The organism is Flagellimonas sp. L-11, assembly GCF_056857735.1.
Genome location: NZ_JBSXNR010000061.1, coordinates 111,073 through 132,448, shown reverse-complemented (window position 1 = coordinate 132,448; position 21,376 = coordinate 111,073). Strand labels below are relative to the sequence as shown.

The following is a 21,376-nucleotide window of genomic DNA, read 5'->3' as shown; positions in this document are numbered from 1 at the left end:
TGGCCATGGCGACGGGGCCCACCCCTTTCCATTCCGAACAGGGAAGTTAAGCCCGTTTGCGCCGATGGTACTGCCACACCAGGTGGGAGAGTAGGTCGCCGCCTTCTTTGAAGCCCCTCACGTAAGTGGGGGGCTTTTTTTGTTTTTACTTGGTACTATTTATTCAATGGAAAATTGATAAAGAAGTTTCTTTTCATCGGCAGAAGGAACTTCCGAAATGAGTATATAATTTCCTGGGGTTAAATCAGCTTCAAAAAAGCCTTTACTTTCGGCAGGGAGATTGTTCATTCCTCCAAGAAACGTGAAACCTTCGGGCGCAGGTGTACGCAGTCCTCTTGGATTCATCCAATTCATCCATTGGACTAAAGAATCCAAAGAAGCAGTATTGTCATAACGCACTAGGTTTACATCATGCCCAACAAAATTTTCATAAACTTTTTGATCTATAAAATTAGTTTGGAAAATGTGATTGCCAGATGAGAGGCTATCTTTAAGGATAAGTCCATCTGTACTTGAGATATCGATGTTTGCAGTCGGAGTTGGAGGGATTAGTCCTGTCGATTTTTTAGATACAATAATCTCTTTCAACATTCCATGTGAGGTATGCCATTCCCCATTGAACATTTTTACATAACACTCCATAATGTATCGACCTGGTTTTAAGTGGATGGTGCTTTTTACCTTATGTTTTGGGGATACTAGACCTGTTCCTCCCAAGAATTTAACCTGTTGATACCATTCAGGTATTTTGCCGAAAGCAATCATGGCGCTATCCATTTTGTCTTCCATAATCAGCCTCATACCATCATCAAATGGGGGTAGCAATTCAGCTTTGGTATTATCGATTGTAATGCCTTCAGGATATAGGTCCATCATTACAAAATGTACTTCTGGTGATTGGTTTTCATAGATGAGTGTATTCCATCCAGAATAAAGTGTATCAGCCACAAAAAACTCCATACTTTTGGTATTTATATGAACCTTGCCAAGTTCTAAGGGATTTTTTTCTGGAGTGGTGTTCTCTTCTTTGGTATCTTTTTCTTTGGTTTTACACGCGAACAGTGTTAATAATAATAAGGAAAGAGCTATTAAATTTCTCATAATTCATGTATTTAGAGGTTGATTATCTCGTTTAATACATAGCAACGGCGTAGGTAAGGCAACACTTTTGAAGATACAAACAATTTATGGGTTAAAAGCTTTACTTTGTGTAATTGGCAGATTTATCTGCGTGTTTTATTGATAAATTGATATGTTGTGTTTTTTTGTAAATAAAAACTCCCCTAAGCAAAAGCCTAGAGGAGTAACGCAAGTTTAGTTGAGATTTACGTGCTTTTTTATACTCTGGGTAGATCTCCCTCGCCTTTTAAGGGCAAATCCGATTTTCCCATTAGATATGTATCCACATAGTGTGCGGCTTCCCTTCCTTCAGAAATGGCCCAAACAATAAGTGATTGTCCTCTTCTTTGGTCGCCGGCCACAAAAACTCCGGGAACATTGGTTTTATAATCTGCTGCAGAAGCTTTTATGTTGGTTCTTGGATCCATTTCAAGATGTAGTTGATCAGCAATCGTGGTTTCCGATCCTGTAAAGCCCAGAGCCAATAGAACTAGATCACAGTCCCATTCTTTCTCTGTACCTTCTACTTCTTTGAGCATGGGGCGTTGACCAGCTTGCTTGACCCATTCAACTTCTACGGTTACCAAGCTTTTTAATTTGCCGTTCTTGTCGGTATTGAATTTTTTTGTGGAAATGCTGAATACACGGTCGGCACCTTCTTTATGTGAAGAACTGGTGCGCAATCGCATGGGCCAAAATGGCCATGGTTGTCCTTCGGGACGGTCCGGTGTTCCTTTCGGCATTATTTCAAAATTGGTAACGGATGTAGCTCCCTGCCTGATAGAAGTACCGATACAATCGGAACCCGTATCTCCACCACCAATAACGATTACTTTTTTACCTTTTGCCGAAATTTCTTCTCCTTCAAATGGAATTCCATCTACTTTTCTGTTGTTCTGGGGTAAAAAGTCCATGGCTTGAACTACTCCTTTGGCATCTGCACCAGGAACGGGAAGAGTACGCCTAACCGTTGCTCCTCCACAAAGTACAATGGAATCAAATTCTTTTTGAAGTTCCGTTGCAGTAATATCCACTCCAACATGAACCCCATTTTTAAATTCAATGCCCTCTTGTTCCATTACCTCAAGTCTTCTGTCGATAACGTTTTTCTCCATCTTAAAATCTGGGATGCCATATCGTAAAAGGCCCCCAGGTTTTTCATCTCTTTCGAAAACAGTAACGGCATGGCCTGCACGATTCAATTGTTGAGCGGCAGCTAAACCTGCTGGTCCAGAGCCTATGACGGCCACTTTTTTACCGGTTCGGGTCAATGGTGCTTCAGGCTTTACCCATCCGTTCTTAAAGGCTGTTTCTACGATGTTTTTTTCGATGTTTTCAATGGAAACGGCTGGCTCGTTGATTCCCAGTACGCATGCTTCTTCGCATGGTGCGGGGCATAATCTTCCTGTAAATTCTGGAAAATTATTGGTTGAATGAAGTATCTCGGCAGCCTTTTCCCACTTTCCTTTGTAAACTGCATCGTTAAAATCGGGAATTAAATTGCCCAAAGGACATCCGCTATGGCAAAATGGAATTCCACAATCCATACAACGGGCTCCTTGGTTCTTTAATTCACTTTCCTTTAAAGGTTTTGTAAACTCCTTATAGTTTTTGATACGTTCTTTGACAGGGGCGTATGCTTCGTCCTTTCTGTCATATTCCAAAAATCCTGTAATCTTTCCCATGTCTCAAATTATAAGGTTTGCATTTTTTCTTCTTCTAATCTAATAAGTGCTTGACGGTATTCTTCTGGGAATACCTTAATGAACTTAGGAAGACATTTTTCCCAATTTTCAAGAATACTTTGCGCCAAAGGACTTAAGGTGGCATTGTAATGGTTCTCTATCAAATCTTTCAATTCTTTGATGTCTTTGTCCTCATCAACAGGAAGAAGATTTAAGTGGTCCCCGTTACAGTTTTGTCTGAATGTATTGTCTTTGTCATAAACAAAGGCGATACCACCGCTCATACCAGCACCGAAATTTCTTCCAACGGAGCCAAGGATAACGGCAACGCCACCGGTCATATATTCACATCCGTGGTCGCCAATTCCTTCAACGACTGCTTTGGCCCCTGAGTTTCTTACGCAGAACCGCTCTCCTGCTTTACCGTTGATGTAGGCTTCACCTGAAGTAGCACCATATAAGGTAACATTTCCTGTGATAATGTTATCCTCTGGTTTTATGGTTGACTTAAATGGCACTTTGATGACCAATTTAGCTCCTGACAAACCTTTTCCAAGATAATCGTTGGTGTTTCCGTTGACCACCATGGTAAGTCCTTTAGTGGCGAAAGCACCAAAACTTTGCCCAGCTGAACCTGTAAAGTTCAATCTCAAGGTGTTTTCAGGTAAGCCGTCCGCTCCATAAATTTTTGAAATCTCATTACTAATAATGGCTCCCACAGCTCTATCCGTATTGTAGATAGGGAAATCCAAAGAGGTTTTTTCCTTTCTGAATAGGGCAGGGTGGGCTTTGCCTATGATCTCAAATTCTATGGACTTGTCTATTTCGTGATATTGTTTTTCCGTATTGTGGAACTTGGTTCCTTCAGGTACATCAACCTGATAAAGAATTGGTGTCAAGTCGATACCTGCTGCTTTGTAATGTTCAATGGCCTTTTTTCTGTCCAATTTCTGAACCTGACCAACCATTTCGTTCAATGTTCTAAAACCAAGTTTGGCCATAATCTCACGAAGCTCTTGGGCCACAAAATACATGTAATTGACTACGTGCTCAGGTTTTCCTTCAAACTTTTTGCGAAGTTCGGGGTTCTGCGTGGCAATGCCCACGGGGCATGTGTTCAAATGGCAAACACGCATCATCACACAGCCAGAAGCTACAAGCGGGGCCGTGGCAAATCCGAATTCCTCTGCTCCCAAAAGGCATGCGATTGCAACATCGCGACCAGTTTTTAACTGTCCGTCACATTCCAAGGTTACCCTGTTACGTAGGTCGTTGAGCACCAAAGTTTGTTGGGCTTCGGCTATTCCAAGTTCCCAAGGAAGTCCTGCATGTTTCAAAGAGGTTAAAGGTGATGCCCCAGTTCCTCCATCGAATCCTGAGATTAAAATAACATCTGCCTTGGCTTTTGCGACACCGGCCGCCACGGTTCCCACACCAACTTCGGAAACTAATTTTACATTGATCCTTGCCTCTCTGTTAGCAGATTTTAAGTCATAGATCAGCTGTGATAAATCCTCAATGGAGTAAATATCGTGATGGGGAGGTGGGGAAATCAACCCAACATAGGGGGTCGAGTTCCTTGTTTTGGCAATGGCCGGGTTTACTTTTGGTCCTGGCAATTGACCACCTTCACCTGGTTTCGCCCCTTGTGCCATTTTAATCTGGATTTCTTGGGCGCTGGTTAGGTAGTTGGAGGTCACCCCAAATCTACCTGAGGCCACCTGCTTTATGGCACTGTTTTTCCAGTCACCGGTCTGACTTTTATAGAAACGAGCCGAATCCTCTCCTCCTTCACCTGAATTACTCTTGCCTCCAATTCGGTTCATGGCAATCGCAAGATTTTCGTGGGCTTCCTTGCTGATACTTCCGTAGGACATGGCCCCAGTTTTAAACCTTTTTACAATTTCTGTCCAAGGCTCAACTTCCTCAATGGGAATAGGGTCGTAGTTCGAGAATTCGAACAGTCCGCGGATGGTCATTAGGTGTTTGGATTGCTCATTGACCAGTTTGGAATACTCTTTATAAGTATCCGGCTCGTTATTGCGTACCGATTTTTGAAGCATGGCGACACTTAATGGATTGAACATGTGCTTCTCGCCATTTCTTCTCCATCGATACTCTCCACCGACCTCAATATCGAGATTGGCTGCTATTTCCTGTGATAGGAACGCCTTTTTGTGGCGTTTGGTTACTTCTTTTTCTATTTCGTATAGCCCGATTCCCTGAATACGGGTCGGGGTGTTTGGGAAATATTTGTCCACAACCGTGGTGTTTATTCCGATACACTCGAAAAGTTGTGAACCTCGGTAGGAGTTAAGTGTGGATATCCCTATTTTGTTCATTACCTTGAGTATTCCCTTACCGATGGCCTTGTTGTAATTTTTGACCGCTTCTTCGAAAGTATAATCGGTAATGTTGTTCTCTTCGATTTGCTCCCCAATGATTTCGTTTACCAAATATGGGTTGATGGCACTAGCGCCGAAACCGAACAACAAGGCAAAATGATGTACTTCACGTGGTTCGGCAGATTCGATGATGATGCTTAATTTTGAGCGTTTTCCTAATTTTCGTAGTCCACTGTTTATATAGGAGCAGGCCAAAAGTGCAGGTATCGGAGCCATTTCGGCACTTACCATTCTATCCGATAGGATGATGATGTTTGCATCATCATCAATGGCATCGGATGCTTGTTGTAAGATGGAGTCCAAAGCTTCTTCCAGTCCGTTGTGCCCTTTGTTGATTTCATATAACATTGAAATGGATACAACTTTATAATCCGGACTGGCATCGTAATTTTTGATTTTATCCAAATCCTCTTTGGAAATAACAGGGTTTTGGATTTTTAGTTTACGGCAGTGCAATTCCGAAAAATCAAAAATGTTATGGTCACTTCCAAGTGTGAGACTGATATCTGTAATCAATTCTTCCCTAATACCATCCAATGGTGGGTTGGTCACCTGGGCAAATAGTTGCTTAAAGTAATTGTAAATCAATTGCGGACGCTCGGAAAGTACTGCAATTGGGGTGTCGGAACCCATGGAGCCAATGGGTTCTTTTCCATTTTCTGCCATGGGCATTATAATGGTGTTGATGTCTTCTTGGGTATATCCAAAAGCTGTTCTTCGGGTTTGCAAAGGGAATTCGCCAAAGAAAACAGGACAATCATTATATGGTATCTCTTTTAGGTGTACCAAGTTGTCCTTTAACCATTTTTTGTATGGATGCTTTTTGGCAATATGTTCTTTTATTTCCTCATCATTTACAATTCTTCCCTCTTCCATGTTTACCAAGAACATTTTTCCGGGCTCCAGCCTGCCATGGAATTCAATATCTTCGGGTTCCAATTCAACTACACCGGTTTCCGAGGACATGATTACATATCCTTGTTTGGTAACCGAATATCTTGATGGGCGTAGTCCGTTCCTGTCGAGTACTGCACCTATATAGTTTCCGTCAGTAAAGGGTATGGATGCCGGTCCGTCCCATGGTTCCATGAGGCAGGAGTTGTATTCGTAAAATGCTCTTTTGGCCTCGGACATATCGGGGTTTTTTTCCCAAGCTTCGGGAACCAACATCATCATCACTTCGGGCAAGGAACGACCTGTCATCAGGAGTAGTTCGACCACCATGTCCATGCTTGCGGAGTCGGACTTAGCTGGCAATACAATGGGAAGTATCTTTTTAATGTCATCGCCAAACCAGTCACTTTCCATCAATTCCTCGCGTGAGCGCATGCGGGAAACATTTCCTCGTAGAGTGTTGATCTCTCCATTGTGGCACATGTACCTAAAAGGTTGGGCTAAATCCCACATTGGGAATGTGTTGGTGGAGAATCTTTGGTGCACCAATGCCAAGCGGGTAACAACGCGTGGATCTAAAAGATCTTCGTAATACCTGCTTATGTCCTTTGGCACCAAAAGTCCTTTAAATATGATTATTTTAGTGGATAGGCTGGGCAGGTAGAAAAAATCCCTTTCTGATAGTTTGCTTTCTATTACGGTGTGTTCCGTAATTTTACGGGCAATAAAAAGTTTAAGATTAAACTGAAAATCGTCCATACCTTTCCCTTTGGCTACAAAAACCTGCATTACATAGGGTTCGGTTTCGGCAGCAATCCGCCCTGGAACGGAACGGTTAACGGGTACATCTCTCCAGCCTAATAGTTGGAGCCCTTGCTTTGCAATGTTTTCTTCAAGTACCTTTATGCAAAAATCACGCTGGTTTTGCTTTTGAGGCAGAAATACATTTCCTACGGCATATCCTCCTGCTTCTGGTAGATCAAAAGTGCAGGTGTCCACGAAAAAATCATGGGGTATATCAATCAAAATTCCTGCTCCGTCCCCAGTTTTCCCATCGGCACTCACGGCACCTCTGTGTTCCAATTTATCTAGAATTTCGAGTGCTTTGTGTATTATGTCGTTGGACTTAATTCCTTTTAGGCTGCAGATGAAACCTGCACCACAGTTATCATGCTCAAATTCTGGTAAGTATAAACCTTGTTTCTCCAATCTCATCATTAACGTATTTCCTCAAAAATATCAAAATTGATATATAAATTATAAGGTTTTTGTTGATTATCAGATAAATAATCAACGTAATGTTTCGAAGGTTAAAAAAAACTCAATTTAAAAATATATGGAATGTTAAATTATCATTATCTCAAACTGAATAAATAAAGCATGTCTTTCCCTTTACTGGGAAGAGTATTTTGTGTAATTGAAGCATGTTCAAGGGTGGTCTACTTCTCAAAAAGAGGGGGTGTTGAATTCAAAAAAACACTTTAAGGGACAAGACCCGTCTTTTTTAGAGGGGTGTTTCTTTAATCGTCAAGAATACTTCGTGAGATAACGATTTTCTGAATTTCGGAAGTGCCTTCATAAATCTGGGTGATTTTGGCATCCCGCATTAAGCGTTCTACGTGATAATCTTTTACGTATCCATTTCCGCCATGAATCTGTACGGCCTCAACAGTGGTTTCCATTGCAACTTCGGAAGCATATAGTTTGGCCATGGCGCCGGAAAGGGTGTAATCGTTTCCTGCATCCTTATCGTATGCGGCTTGATAGACCAAATGGCGTGCTGCTTGTATTTTGGTGTGCATATCGGCCAATTTAAAGGCAATGGCCTGGTGATTCGAAATTTCTGTACCAAAGGCTTTTCGCTGTTTGGAATACTGCAGTGCCAGTTCGTAAGCCCCAGCTGCAATGCCTAGGGCCTGTGCTGCAATGCCTATTCTTCCGCCCGCCAAAGTCTTCATGGCAAACTTAAACCCAAAGCCATCTTCGCCTATACGGTTTTCTTTGGGCACCTTAACATCGTTGAACATTAAGGAGTGTGTATCGCTCCCTCGAATGCCCAGTTTATTTTCTTTGGGGCCTATGTCAAAACCTTCCATGCTTTTCTCTACGATTAAGGTGTTTATGCCACGATGACCCTTTTCTCTGTCTGTTTGTGCAATTACCAAGTAAACCTCGGCCTGGTTTCCATTGGTGATCCAGTTTTTAGTTCCATTTAATAGGTAATGGTCGCCTTTGTCTATGGCTGTTGTTTTTTGGGAAGTTGCATCACTTCCTGCTTCAGGCTCCGAAAGGCAAAAGGCACCGATAATTTCTCCCGAGGCCAATGGGGTCAGGTATTTTTCTTTTTGCTCCTCTGTTCCGTAGGTTTCCAGTCCCCAACAAACCAAAGAATTGTTTACTGACACCATTACCGAGGCGGAGGCATCAATTTTCGATAATTCTTCCATGGCCAATACATAAGATAGGGTGTCAAGGCCGCTTCCACCATATTTTTCGCTGACCATCATTCCTAAAAAACCCAGTTCTCCCATTTTTTTAACAAGGTCACTAGGAAATTTTTGGCTTTCGTCGCGTTCAATTACTCCGGGTAAAAGCTCATTTTGGGCAAAATCTTTTGCCGCTTGTTTTATCATTAACTGTTCTTCGGAAAGTGTGAAATCCATAAAAATGAATAATATTTAAAAACTACCTACAAATATAGCTTTACAATATTAATATTGTATAAATAAATGCAAATAAATGAGAATCTATGAATTTTAAATATTTTTTTGAAAACCGGTATTTCTCTTTGACATTTTTTTATAGCAATAAGATTATGCGGAAATATTCATTTTGAATATCTTTAGCCGCACAGATAACTACTCATAAAATAATATTCCTTAATTAAACCAAACTTAACATGGAGACCCTTTTAGTTGTCATTTTTGTAATTGGATATTTGGCAATTACCCTAGAACATAATTTAAAAATAGATAAACTTATTCCGGCCTTGGCCATGATGGCCATTTTGTGGGCCTTGATGGCTTTTGGAATAGATGGCTTTACCACATGGTTCGATTCTGGCAATCATGCATTGTTGGAAAACTTCGGGGCTTTTGGGCACGAGGAAAAGATGGAACTCATGGAGGAGACCCTTCTGCACCATTTAGGTAAAACCGCAGAGATTTTGGTTTTTCTTCTTGGAGCGATGACCATCGTTGAGATTATCGACTATTTTGATGGATTTGCCACCATAAAGTCATTTGTAAAAACAAGGAGCAAAAAGAAGATTCTTTGGATTTTCTCATTTTTGGCCTTTATACTATCCGCGATCATCGATAATCTTACTGCCACTATTGTCCTTATTTCCATCCTTCAAAAAATTGTGAAGGATAGGGATGTTAGACTTTGGTATGCAGGTTTGATCATTATTGCGGCAAACGCCGGGGGTGCGTGGTCGCCGATTGGGGATGTTACCACTACCATGTTGTGGATAGGCGATAAGGTCTCCACGGCCATGCTTATAGAGCACTTATTGATACCGTCTTTGGTTTGTATGCTTGTGCCTTCTTTTATTGCATCCTATCTCCCGGCTTTCAAAGGAGAAATTGATGTGGATGAGGAAGATGGTGGAACAAACTCAAAATATGGGCCCAGAATGCTTTATTTGGGCTTAGCGGCCATTGTTTTTGTGCCGATTTTTAAAACGGTAACCCATTTGCCACCTTATGTAGGGATGATGTTGTCCTTGGCAGTAGTGGCTACTTTTGCTGAAATTTACAGTAACAAGAAAATCGCCATATCGTCCATAAACCAAGAAAGTGATGAGCATTCGCATCACAGTCCGGTGCATAGTGCCCTTACCAAGATAGAATTGCCCAGTATTTTGTTCTTCTTGGGTATTTTAATGGCCGTGGCCGCTTTGGAATCTCTCGGCCTCTTGTTCAACTTTGCCGAAGGATTGAAGCAAGGAATGCCATTGATCGGAACAGAAATGGCTGGTACCCAAGTTTCCGACCTGGTTGTTGTACTATTGGGTATTGGTTCTGCAATTATAGATAATGTGCCCTTGGTGGCCGCTAGTTTGGGAATGTTCTCCGAGCCAATGGATGACCAATTATGGCATTTTATCGCCTATTCGGCAGGAACAGGTGGAAGTATGCTCATAATTGGTTCGGCAGCAGGTGTTGTTGCCATGGGTATGGAGAAAATCGACTTCTTCTGGTATCTTAAAAAGATATCATGGTTGGCCTTTTTAGGGTTCATTGCCGGAGCAATTTGCTTTATGGTGATGCGATATTTGTTCTAAAAAATACTTTAGTTCAAAAATCTCCGTTATAATTGCAACTTAAAATTGGGGATTTTATATGAATATTTTTCAAGAAGTAACGGAAGGTGCTGAGGCAACAGCTTCTATTTCCGAGGAAAAGACCTTATCCGTAATAGACCTTATTGTAAATGGAGGGGCAGGGAGCGTTATAATCATTGTAGTGCTCTTTGTGCTCCTCTTTGTAGCCATGTACATTTATTTTGAACGCATTTTTGCCATCAAGGCGGCGTCCAAGATAGATAAGAATTTCATGAACCAGATTCGTGATCATATAAGCAATGGCAAACTGGAGGCAGCAAAATTGTTGTGTGCCCAAACGGATTCTCCCGTAGCGCGACTTATCGAAAAAGGGGTGGCCAGAATAGGCAAGCCTTTGGACGATATTAACACTTCCATTGAAAACGCAGGTACGCTTGAGGTGTACAAGCTCGAGAAAAATGTAAGTGTTTTGGCCACTGTTGCCGGCGCTGCACCAATGATTGGTTTCTTGGGAACCGTAATTGGTATGATTTTGGCATTCCACGAAATGGCTAGTAGTGGAGGGCAGGCAGAAATGGGCTCATTGGCATCTGGTATCTATACGGCAATGACCACTACGGTTGCCGGTTTGGTGGTTGGTATTATCGCGTACATTGGTTACAACCACTTGGTGAACAGGACCGATAAGGTAGTGCATCAAATGGAAGCCAATGCGGTAGAGTTCTTGGATCTTTTGAACGAACCTATATAAACCTTTGGCTATGAAACTGAAGGGAAGAAACAAAATAAGCCCGGAATTCAGCATGTCATCAATGACGGACATTGTGTTCTTGTTGTTGGTGTTTTTCATGTTGACGTCCAATGCACCGAATGCGTTGGATTTGCTTTTGCCAAAGGCAAAGGGTAAATCGACGAACACACAGAATGTTTCGGTTACCATTGACAAGGATCTGAAATATTTTGTGAACAACGAGCAGATCAACAAAGAATACATTGAAATTGAATTAAAAAAGGCACTTGAAGGTCAAGAAAAGCCAACAATCATCCTCAGAGCAGAAGAAAACGTGGCCATTAAAGAAGCGGTCAACGTAATGGACATTGCCAACAGGAACAGTTACAAGGTAATCTTGGCAGTGCGGCCAAAATAATGTCCTTTTTAGATACGAGACACAAGAAAAAATCCTTCACGCTAACAACACTTTTGTTAAGCGCACTGCTCCTATTGCTTTTTTATATAGGATTGACCTATCTGGACCCACCCATTGAAAATGGTATCGCTGTCAATTTCGGAACCATGGATTATGGTAGTGGAGAGGTACAGCCTACGGAGCGAGTAAGATCGGAACCAAGAGAGGTTCAAAACCAGCCAGAGCCCGAAGAACAGGCGGAACCCGCCCAACCCGAAGAAACTGTGGTGGAAGATGCTCCTGTTGAAGAGGTGTTGACAAGTAATGACGAGGAAACCATTAAACTGCGACAACAGGAAGAAGCCAAACGTAAAGCGGAAGAGGAAGCAGAAAAAGCCAAAGCTGAAGCCGAGCGTATTGCCCGTGAAAAACGGGAGGCCGAAGAGCGTAAGCGGCAGGAACAAGAAGCCAAGAAAAAAAGTGTGGATGCCCTTATCGGTGGAATCGGAAAATCGGAGGGAACCACCACAGGCAGCGAAGGTGACGATGATAAGGCTGGAGATAAAGGCCAACTGGATGGAGACCCATATGCCACCTCGTACTATGGTGCACCTGGCAGTGGAGGTGGAACTGGCGGTTATGGACTTAGTGGGAGGTCGTTAGCTGGCAAAGATGTAGTGCGGCAGGAATGCAATGAGGAAGGTCGAGTTGTGGTAAGGATAGTGGTGGATAGAAATGGAAAGGTGATTCAAGCACAGCCCGGCGTAAAGGGCACCACAAATAATGCGCCATGCCTCTTGGAGCCCGCCCGTAAAACAGCGCTTCTTCACCGTTGGAATTCCGATGCCAATGCGCCTACTCAGCAAATCGGTTTTGTGGTCGTCAACTTTAAATTGGGGCAGTAGTGACCTATAAAGAAACTTTGGACTGGATGTTCGGGCAGCTTCCGATGTACCAGCAAAAAGGTGCCGCGGCCTTGAATGCTAAGTTGGACAACATCATCCGCTTTTCCAATGTGTTGGGCAATCCAGAGAAAAAATTCAAAAGTATCCACGTTGCCGGAACCAACGGAAAAGGTTCCAGTAGCCATATGTTGGCTTCCATTCTTCAGGAGGCTGGCTATAAGGTTGGACTCTATACTTCACCACACCTAAAGGATTTTAGGGAGCGCATCAAAATAAATGGTAAAGTTGTCAGCAAGAAATTTGTAACGGATTTTATTCAGGAGAACAAAACCTTTTTTGAGTACCATAAGCTTTCGTTTTTTGAAATGACCGTTGGTTTGGCTTTTAGCTATTTCGCGGAAGAAAAAGTGGATATCGCCATAATCGAAGTAGGATTGGGAGGGCGTTTGGATTCTACCAACATCATAACGCCCGAAGTGTCGCTAATCACTAATATTGGAATGGATCACACCCAGTTTTTGGGAGATACCTTGGAGAAAATTGCCTTGGAAAAAGCGGGCATCATTAAACCAAAGGTTCCTGTGGTGATTAGCGAGACGCAACCAGAGACAAAAATGATTTTTAACCTGATCGCCCATCAGCGAAGATCCAACATTGTTTTTGCGGATGCAGCATCGTACGTGGAATATAAAACGGATTTGTTGGGTGAATATCAGCAGAAAAATATCAACGGAGTGGTGGCATGTATTCGTCAGTTAAAGAATTTTGAAGTTGCTGAAAGAGATGTTTCCAGCGGACTCACAAAAGTTGTGGAAAATACAGGACTTCTTGGTAGATGGCAAGTATTGCAAAACAATCCTTTAGTGGTATGCGACACGGCACATAATAAGGAAGGTCTTCAGTTGGTTTTGGAACAAGTTAAAAAACAATCGTATGATCAACTCCATATCGTCCTTGGATTTGTTAAAGATAAAGATGTAAAGTCCGTTTTGCCGTTATTCCCCAAAGATGCCAAATATTATTTTGTAAGGCCAAGTATTCCAAGGGGCATGTATGCTCTTCAGCTAGAGGAACTTGCTCAAGAAGAAGGGCTTAAGGGGAAGGTGTGCAAGTCTGTAAAAAAGGGGTTGAACAAAGCGTTGAAAAATGCGACGAGCAATGATATGATCTATGTTGGAGGCAGTACTTTTGTTGTTGCGGAAATAGTGTGATTTTTTTCTTGTTTTTTGTTTTATAAATCAAAAACTGTGTTATATTTGCACTCCCATTTAGGAAAATAAATGGGCGCTTAGCTCAGTTGGTTCAGAGCACCTCGTTTACACCGAGGGGGTCGGGGGTTCGAATCCCTCAGCGCCCACCAAAAAAAGCCTCCGACTTCTCGGAGGCTTTTTTTGTTTTAAATGCTAATGGGTTCCCCAATATCCGGAAGTATCAATTTCTTTCCTTTTTTCACGAAATATGCAACTGCCTTGGTTTTATCAATTTTAATAGGAGGAAAGGTGTCGTAATGGCATCCTATTACTTGGTTGCACTCAATAAAATCGCTGGCAATGGTTGCGTCTTCGTAACCCATGGTAAAATTGTCTCCAATTGGTAAAATTGCAATATCCAATTTTGGGCAGGTTTTAGGAATCAGTTCCATATCCTTGGTCAAGGCAGTGTCCCCGGCAATGTAAATGCATTTTGAATCGTCCCAGAGTACAAATCCCCCTGGATTGCCGCCATTGCTTCCATCGGGCAGCATGCTGGAGTGGATGGCATTCACGTATTTAGCGGTGCCAAAGTCAAATTCGAACTTACCACCATGGTTCATGCCATGTCCGTTAATACCTTTGTTGGCAAACCAACTAACCACCTCAAAATTGGATATCAACAATGCTTTAGGATTGTTTTCAGCTATGGCTTCTACATCCAGAACATGGTCTTGGTGCCCGTGGGTCACAAAAATATAATCGACCTTAAGGTCATCAATATTGATATCGGAGGCCATTTCATTTCCAGTAATAAAAGGGTCGAATAAAATATTCTTCCCGTTCATCTCAACTAAAAAGGTCGCATGCCCTAAATAGGTAATTTTCATAGTGTATATTTTATTTGATGTGTAAAGTTGAAGGCTTTTGGCCTATTTTATAAAGTTAACAAGAACACTGGTCAATTTCAATTCGAAATGGAAATCTTGAAGATCCTTTTGCATAATTTTTTTGAATCAATAAAATACGATTGAAGAAAAAGAACTTAAATTTGCAGTATGATTGCCACGATTTGTAGAAAAGCCCATTTTAATGCAGCTCACAGGCTTCATAATCCCAAATGGAGCAAGGACAAGAACATTGAGGTGTTTGGTAAATGCAACAGCCCTAGTTTTCATGGTCATAACTTTGATCTTGAGGTAAGGATAAAGGGCGAGGTTGATCCTGATACTGGTTTTGTAATGGATCTCGCAGAACTGGGTGCATTGATTAAAGATGAGGTGGAGGACAGGTTTGATCATAAGAACCTGAACCAAGATTGTCCGGAGTTTGAAAATTTACTGCCCACAACGGAGTATTTCGTAAAAGTTATATATGATATTCTAAAACCAAAACTTAAAAAGGGGCAAATGTTGCATATTACCTTGCACGAGACATCAAAGAACTCGGCAGAGTATGGAGATTGGGATTAATTTCCGATATTGCAGCCCGTTTTGTAATGGGATATTAGCTCAGTTGGTTTAGAGCGCTGCCTTGACAGGGCAGAGGTCACTGGTTCGAATCCAGTATATCCCACAATTTTTCTTCTTATAAAAAATCCAGAACTCTTTCCAATGCCATTCCGCGTGAACCTTTAATGAGTAAAGCTCCTTTTTTTAAAGGTTTTTTTGAAAGATGCACTTTTAAATCTTCAAAAGACTTGAACTTATTCAGTGTAGTGTTAGTGTCATGGAAATTTCCCCCGACCAGATAGGCATCGTCAAAACCCAATTCTTTTGCAAGTTCGGCAATAGCTTGATGCTCTTCAGAAGCGGTATTGCCAAGCTCAAACATATCACCAAGAATAAGGGTTTTGCGGTCGGCATTCATCAAACTAAAATTTTCCAGAGCGGCTTTCATGCTGGTGGGGTTGGCATTGTACGCATCAAGTACAATATCAAAACCGTTTTTGGAAAGTATCTGTGATCTATTGTTCTGTGGTTGATACCTTTCAATGGCCGATTTAATGTCTTCCAAAGGTACATTAAAGTATTTGCCCATTAGGATTGCCGCACAACAATTGGGAAAGTTGTACTTGCCTACCAGTTGAGTGGTTATTTGTATTCCTTCCATTTCTAATAGAACATAAGGGTCAACGCCAAGAAATTTAATGTTATAATAGTGATGGTCATTTGTACTAAAGCCCAACTTTTTGGTATAAGTGCTCAATTTTTCTTTCTGAATGTCATCATCTGCATTTAAAAAGATGTATTTATCGTTGGTCTTAAGATAATCGTAAAGCTCACTTTTGCCTTTGATTACTCCTTCTACGCCGCCAAAACCTTCCAAATGGGCTTTGCCAAAGTTGGTGATGTATCCAAAATCGGGCTGGGCGATAGTGCTTAAAAAACCGATTTCGCCGATATGGTTGGCACCCATTTCCACAATCGCCATTTCGGTATCTTCCTTAATGGATAAAAGGGTCAAGGGAACTCCAATATGATTGTTGAGGTTGCCCTTGGTGGCAATAGTCTTGTATTTTTTCGAGATTACCGCACTAATGAGTTCCTTGGTCGTGGTTTTCCCGTTACTTCCCGTTAGCGATATTACTTTTGCTTTGGAATAGTTCCTGTGATAGGTAGACAACTGTTGCAGGATATCCAAGACATCGTCAACTAGAAGCAGTCTGTCCGAAGTTTTAAATTCTTCCTGATCAATAATGGCATAGGCTGCACCCTTGTCCAAAGCTTCTTGTGCAAAGGCATTTCCATTAAAATTTGGCCCTTTTAGGGCAAAAAACAGACAGTTTTCGGTGATTTTACGAGTGTCTGTACATATTGTGGGGTGCTCCAAAAATAGAGCGTGCAACGCTTTCATTATCATAAATCGAAGATAAAAAAAAGCCCCGACCTTTTGGTTGGGGCTTTTTAAAATACTCAAGAAGTTTTTTATCTCGCTTTTTTATGGCGTACCGTTTTTTTGGTTCTGGATTTAGATCCAACTCTGGACATGGCGCATCTAAAGCCAATATCGTCTGTTGCCATATATTGTGGCAAGTATCTACGCTGGGCAGGATCTAACCAATAAGCTCGATCTCTCCATGATCCGCCTTTGTACACACGGACCTCGTTGTTGATCAATGAGGTTCTAAAGTTTGACTCATCATATTGACGAACCAATTCACCTTCTTCGTTTCGTTCTACCGAATGTTTCGGCGCATCATACATTTTTTGGTTGTCCTCTTCATCACTGAAACGGCTAAAGAACCTTGAAGAGCCTGGGTCACCATCTCTAAAGCCACGGTTGTCACTTTTATCAAAATTGGTCCTTAAATACGTTTCTTCTTCGGTAACTGGAACTTCCTTGATTTCTCCTGGAAGATTGATGGCTACAATTTTACCATTGGGCAAAGTGTCATAAACTATTTCATCTCTCAATATTTCTACTTTTCCATCTTCGCCAATAGCTTTTTTCATGAAAACGTTTCCTCGGAAATAATTGAAATCACTTATTTCGTCATCAACAATAGGACGGTACACATCGGCCACCCATTCGTTTACGTTTCCGGCCATGTCGTATAGTCCAAAATCGTTGGGCTTGTAGGATTTGACCTCTCCGGTAATATCGGCACCATCGTCGGACCATCCGGCAATACCGCCGTAATCACCTTTACCTTGCTTAAAGTTGGCCAATTGATCTCCTCGGCCTACTCGTTGTCCGTTACGGGTGTAATCACCTTCCCATGGATATTTTTTTCTACCTCTGTAGTTGTTGTATTCTCTGGTTCCAACAAGAGCTTGGGCAGCATATTCCCATTCGGTTTCGGTGGGTAGCCTGTAGGCAGGCATTATTATGCCGCTACTTCTTTTGGCAAATGCATTGATGGAGTCTTTCTTTTGTTTTCCTTGCAGGGAATCTATTTCACCACCATAAACAGATTCTGGATTGTTTAAATAAGCCTCGGTACTAAAAGTGCCCTCAATTTCGCCGTTTAGAACTTTGTATTTGGAATCTTCGGCCAAATACCCTTCTCTTTCCAGCATTACTTCGTTGACCCTATCCGTTCTCCATTCGGCATATTGGGTAGCTTGTACCCAATTAACACCCACAACGGGATATTCTGCATAGGCAGGGTGTCTTAGATAGTTGTTGGTCATTGTTTCGTTAAAGCCCAATCGGTTTCTCCAAACCAAGGTGTCTGGTAGTGCGCCTTTGTATATATTGGCGTAATTGGGGTTGTCGGGAGGATAAACTTCTTTGAGGTAATCCAAGTACTCCAAGTACATTACGTTGGTCACTTCGGTTTCATCCATATAGAAGGATTGCACGTGTTGTTGGGTCGGGGTGTTGTTCCAATCGTGCATTATATCGTCTTGGACCTTACCTTTGGTAAACGTTCCTCCCTCTACAAATACGGTTCCTGGAGGAGTTTCTTGCTCCTTAAAATCCGAATTGTATTGAAATCCCCCTTCTTTGGCATTAATTTTCCAACCGGTGGCTCTGGAGACGTTCTTGGATGAAGAGGAATTTTTGCAACTGGAAAAACCTCCCATCACTACGGCGCAAGAAAGTACAACTTTAATTAAGTGTTTTTTCATAATTTGGGCTTGAGTACTTTAAAACTCAGGGCTATATGCCCTCAGTAACTTCGACTTGTTTTGATTTTTAAAATCCTTCAATGGCATTAAAACGGTGTTTTTGCCATTATATTTTGTGCTCATCAAATATTTCTAGCAATGTGATAATTGGTGCATGCTACACTTCTGTAACGGAGAAGGGGGTAAATTAGTATAAGATGATTGGCTTTTAACGGTTTGGGAAAGATGTTCGACCCTAATTTTACCATTTAACCAAAATAGTAGTGTTTTGGACGATTAACTCTAAAAAATATGTGTTCCAATATAAGAATTTAGGCAAAAGACCGTTTAATTTGTATTGCTTCCAAAACTTTTTATTGGAACCAATACTACACTAAATGCTAAAATTTTAGAATGAAAAAGTTATTGATAGTGGTTGCCTTCCTGTCCATGGCAGCACAGCTTAGCGCTCAGCAAGAAAGGGCGATTACAACGGCCGTACCATTTTTGACGATTGCTGCCGATGCACGGGCTTCCGGTATGGGAGATATGGGCGTTGCCACTTCTTTTGATGTGTATTCCCAACAATGGAACGCTGCAAAATATGCCTTTGCCACTCAAAAAATGGGTGTTGGAGTTAGCTATACCCCGTATTTGGAAAGCATTGTAAACGATGTATCCTTATTAAATGCGAACTTTTACAACAAATTAAATGATAGAAGTGCTTTCGCCTTTAGTATCCGTTACTTTGGTTTGGGAGAGATTGAATTGAGACAAACATTTGATCAGCAGGCCACTTTGGTGAAGCCCAACGAATTTGCCTTGGATGGTTCTTATTCCTTAAAATTGAGCCAAACCTTTTCGATGGCCGTGGCAGGTAGATTTATCAGTTCCAATCTCAGGTTTCAAGATGGTATACAAGATTCTCAGGCGGCCAATGCCTTTGCAGTAGATGTATCGGGTTTTTACCGATCTCCGGAAATAGCTTATAGTAATTTTGATGGACGATGGAGAGCTGGGTTTAATATATCCAACTTGGGCGGTTCCATACAATATGATGAAGGCGGACAGGAAAACTTTTTGCCCACCAACCTAAAGTTTGGTGGTGGATTTGATTTTATCTTTGACCAAGACAATGTGCTGGCCATCAATACAGAGTTCAATAAACTTTTGGTGCCCACGCCAAGAGATTTTGATGGAGATGGGGATATTGATTCGGATGATAACAATGAATACCAGCAAATAGGGTTTTTCAAGGGAGTCTTTGAGTCTTTCGGCGATGCACCGGATGGATTCGGGGAAGAACTTAAAGAAGTAACATGGGCACTTGGCGCAGAATATAGGTTCAGAGAAGCTTTTATGTTGCGGAGTGGTTATTTTAATGAAAGTGAAGAAAAAGGTTCCCGTAAGTTCTTTACGCTCGGAGCTGGCTTTATGTTTAAATCAGCCCAAATAGATCTTTCCTATTTGTTCTCAACCTCACAGGTTAGAAACCCATTGGAAAACACCTTGCGATTCTCGCTCACTTTTAACTTGGGAGAAGAATTTTACAATGATTAAGAAAGCATAAAATAAATAGGAAAAAACCTGTCCCTTGGGCAGGTTTTTTTATTTTTGAATACACCCAGGTTTAGATGGAAAGAAAGAAAATTAGTTTTGAACTGCTCATTTATGAGAATGAAAACGAGTTGTCACAAAACGACCAAAAATTGTTACGAGACGCTGCGAAGGCCAGGGAGAATGCCTACGCGCCCTATTCTAAGTTTAAAGTGGGTGCGGCGGTATTGTTGGAAAACGGGGAAGTGGTCATTGGCAACAACCAAGAAAATGCATCGTATCCTTCGGGCCTTTGTGCCGAACGTGTGGCCATTTTCCATGCAGGCGCCAAATATCCTGGGGTGGCCGTAAAATCCATTGCCATTAGCGCTTCGTCCTCTAAACATGAGGTAGGGGTTCCAGCGGCTCCTTGCGGCAATTGCAGACAGTCTATTATAGAATACGAACAAAAGCAGAATACTCCAATTTCGTTGTTGTTAAGGTCGGAAAAAGGCCCGATATACAAATGTAGTTCCATGGCCGATATTTTGCCTTTGGCATTCAATAGCTCATTTTTGGGCGATTCTTAATTCAATTCTTTTTCCAAAACAGATATATATGTATTTTTGCTCTTCCCTACTACAGGGGAAATTCATTTAATACTACTATAGATGAAAAAAATTACCAAAGAAGTTTATCTTAAATGGTACGAGGACATGTTTTTCTGGAGAAAGTTCGAGGATAAACTTGCCGCCGTATATATTCAGCAAAAAGTTAGAGGGTTTCTACACCTGTACAATGGTCAAGAAGCAGTTCTAGCAGGTGCATTGCATGCAATGGACTTGGAAAAGGATCGTATGATCACCGCTTACCGAAACCATGTTCAGCCAATAGGTATGGGCGTGGATCCAAAAAAAGTGATGGCTGAACTTTATGGAAAAGTAACAGGAACCTCCAAAGGTATGGGCGGTTCCATGCATATTTTCTCCAAAGAACACCGCTTTTATGGTGGACACGGTATCGTTGGAGGGCAAATCCCTTTGGGAGCTGGTTTGGCATTTGCGGATAAATATTTTAAAAGGGATTCCGTGACCCTTTGTTATATGGGTGATGGCGCCGTAAGGCAAGGATCCCTTCACGAAGCCTTTAACTTGGCCATGCTGTGGCAATTGCCCGTAGTTTTTATTTGTGAGAACAACGGTTATGCCATGGGAACATCCGTAGCCCGTACATCTCACTCCACCGATATCTGGAAGTTGGGACTCGGTTATGAAATGCCATGTGGTCCCGTAGATGGAATGGATCCTGCGATCGTTGCCAAAGAGATGGACAAGGCCATTGAGCGAGCAAGAACAGGAGGCGGGCCTACTTTCTTGGAAATGAAGACATATAGGTATCGTGGGCATTCCATGTCGGATGCCCAACATTACAGAACAAAAGAAGAAGTAGAAGAGTATAAAAAGATAGATCCGATTACTCAGGTAAAAGATGTTATCCTAGAGAAAGGATACGCATCTGAAGATGACCTTAAGAAAATCGACAAAAAGGTGAAGGACTTGGTAAAAGAGTGCGAGAAATTTGCTGAAGATTCAGATTTTCCACCAAAGGAACAATTGTACGACACGGTTTACGAGCAAGAAGACTATCCATTTTTACAACATAAATTATAAT

Annotated in this window: 16 protein-coding genes, 2 tRNA genes and 1 rRNA gene; 12 read left to right on the top strand and 7 right to left on the bottom strand. The window is 41.7% G+C overall.

From position 1 onward, the window contains the following. Nucleotides 1–107, top strand: a 5S ribosomal RNA gene (gene rrf, locus AC13CC_RS10910); the annotation flags it as partial. A gap of 52 nt (nucleotides 108–159) precedes the next feature. Here rrf and AC13CC_RS10905 read toward each other — a convergent pair. The 4 genes from AC13CC_RS10905 to AC13CC_RS10890 form a co-directional block, all read right to left on the bottom strand. Beyond that, nucleotides 160–1,101, bottom strand: a complete 942-nt coding sequence (locus AC13CC_RS10905) for a hypothetical protein (protein ID WP_326280347.1) — start codon at nucleotides 1,099–1,101, stop codon at nucleotides 160–162. A gap of 236 nt (nucleotides 1,102–1,337) precedes the next feature. After that, a complete protein-coding gene (locus AC13CC_RS10900) occupies nucleotides 1,338–2,804 on the bottom strand; it encodes a glutamate synthase subunit beta (protein WP_482875660.1) in 1,467 nt (488 codons plus the stop codon). Between the two features lie 8 nt (nucleotides 2,805–2,812). Next, nucleotides 2,813–7,318: a glutamate synthase large subunit gene (gene gltB, locus AC13CC_RS10895; protein ID WP_326280360.1), complete on the bottom strand. Its 4,506-nt coding sequence runs from the start codon at nucleotides 7,316–7,318 to the stop codon at nucleotides 2,813–2,815. A 305-nt stretch (nucleotides 7,319–7,623) separates the two neighbouring features. Further along, nucleotides 7,624–8,766, bottom strand: a complete 1,143-nt coding sequence (locus tag AC13CC_RS10890; protein WP_326280351.1) for an acyl-CoA dehydrogenase — start codon at nucleotides 8,764–8,766, stop codon at nucleotides 7,624–7,626. Between the two features lie 236 nt (nucleotides 8,767–9,002). On the opposite strand from AC13CC_RS10890, the gene nhaD reads away from it, so the two are divergent. The 6 genes from nhaD to AC13CC_RS10860 all read left to right on the top strand — a co-directional run bounded on the left by nhaD (nucleotide 9,003) and on the right by AC13CC_RS10860 (nucleotide 13,783). Continuing rightward, complete coding sequence (gene nhaD / locus AC13CC_RS10885) at nucleotides 9,003–10,391, top strand: sodium:proton antiporter NhaD (protein WP_326280352.1); 1,389 nt, start codon at nucleotides 9,003–9,005, stop codon at nucleotides 10,389–10,391. A 58-nt stretch (nucleotides 10,392–10,449) separates the two neighbouring features. Next, on the top strand, nucleotides 10,450–11,142 hold the full coding sequence (locus AC13CC_RS10880) for a MotA/TolQ/ExbB proton channel family protein (protein WP_014032088.1): 693 nt from the start codon (nucleotides 10,450–10,452) through the stop codon (nucleotides 11,140–11,142). A gap of 10 nt (nucleotides 11,143–11,152) precedes the next feature. Beyond that, nucleotides 11,153–11,539, top strand: a complete 387-nt coding sequence (locus tag AC13CC_RS10875; protein ID WP_014032087.1) for an ExbD/TolR family protein — start codon at nucleotides 11,153–11,155, stop codon at nucleotides 11,537–11,539. Continuing rightward, a complete protein-coding gene (locus tag AC13CC_RS10870; protein WP_482875659.1) occupies nucleotides 11,539–12,423 on the top strand; it encodes an energy transducer TonB in 885 nt (294 codons plus the stop codon). The genes AC13CC_RS10875 and AC13CC_RS10870 overlap by 1 nt, the downstream gene beginning before the upstream one ends. Next, a complete protein-coding gene (locus tag AC13CC_RS10865) occupies nucleotides 12,423–13,634 on the top strand; it encodes a bifunctional folylpolyglutamate synthase/dihydrofolate synthase (RefSeq protein WP_482875658.1) in 1,212 nt (403 codons plus the stop codon). Before AC13CC_RS10870 ends, AC13CC_RS10865 begins: the two co-directional genes overlap by 1 nt. 71 nt (nucleotides 13,635–13,705) lie before the next feature. Then, nucleotides 13,706–13,783 (top strand) — tRNA-Val (locus tag AC13CC_RS10860). Between the two features lie 36 nt (nucleotides 13,784–13,819). Here AC13CC_RS10860 and AC13CC_RS10855 read toward each other — a convergent pair. After that, nucleotides 13,820–14,503: a metal-dependent hydrolase gene (locus tag AC13CC_RS10855; protein WP_326279145.1), complete on the bottom strand. Its 684-nt coding sequence runs from the start codon at nucleotides 14,501–14,503 to the stop codon at nucleotides 13,820–13,822. A gap of 168 nt (nucleotides 14,504–14,671) precedes the next feature. Between AC13CC_RS10855 and AC13CC_RS10850 the strand changes: the two genes are divergently transcribed. Further along, nucleotides 14,672–15,085: a 6-pyruvoyl trahydropterin synthase family protein gene (locus AC13CC_RS10850; protein WP_326279144.1), complete on the top strand. Its 414-nt coding sequence runs from the start codon at nucleotides 14,672–14,674 to the stop codon at nucleotides 15,083–15,085. 28 nt (nucleotides 15,086–15,113) lie between these two features. Continuing rightward, a tRNA-Val gene (locus tag AC13CC_RS10845) sits at nucleotides 15,114–15,188 on the top strand. A 12-nt stretch (nucleotides 15,189–15,200) separates the two neighbouring features. On the opposite strand, the gene AC13CC_RS10840 is transcribed toward AC13CC_RS10845, so the two are convergent. After that, nucleotides 15,201–16,475, bottom strand: coding sequence for a UDP-N-acetylmuramoyl-tripeptide--D-alanyl-D-alanine ligase (locus tag AC13CC_RS10840; protein ID WP_482875657.1), 1,275 nt, complete (start codon nucleotides 16,473–16,475; stop codon nucleotides 15,201–15,203). A 65-nt stretch (nucleotides 16,476–16,540) separates the two neighbouring features. Further along, nucleotides 16,541–18,190, bottom strand: coding sequence for a gliding motility lipoprotein GldJ (gene gldJ / locus AC13CC_RS10835; protein WP_326279142.1), 1,650 nt, complete (start codon nucleotides 18,188–18,190; stop codon nucleotides 16,541–16,543). A 393-nt stretch (nucleotides 18,191–18,583) separates the two neighbouring features. Here gldJ and porV point away from each other — a divergent pair, with 393 nt between their 5' ends. The 3 genes from porV (at nucleotide 18,584) to pdhA (ending at nucleotide 21,375) form a co-directional block, all read left to right on the top strand. Beyond that, a complete protein-coding gene (gene porV, locus AC13CC_RS10830; RefSeq protein ID WP_482875656.1) occupies nucleotides 18,584–19,729 on the top strand; it encodes a type IX secretion system outer membrane channel protein PorV in 1,146 nt (381 codons plus the stop codon). A 74-nt stretch (nucleotides 19,730–19,803) separates the two neighbouring features. Further along, nucleotides 19,804–20,295, top strand: a complete 492-nt coding sequence (gene cdd / locus AC13CC_RS10825; RefSeq protein ID WP_482875655.1) for a cytidine deaminase — start codon at nucleotides 19,804–19,806, stop codon at nucleotides 20,293–20,295. A gap of 81 nt (nucleotides 20,296–20,376) precedes the next feature. Then, nucleotides 20,377–21,375 carry a pyruvate dehydrogenase (acetyl-transferring) E1 component subunit alpha gene (gene pdhA, locus AC13CC_RS10820; protein ID WP_326279139.1) on the top strand — a complete coding sequence of 333 codons (999 nt, stop codon included), beginning with the start codon at nucleotides 20,377–20,379 and terminating at the stop codon, nucleotides 21,373–21,375. Nucleotide 21,376 lies beyond the last annotated feature (1 nt).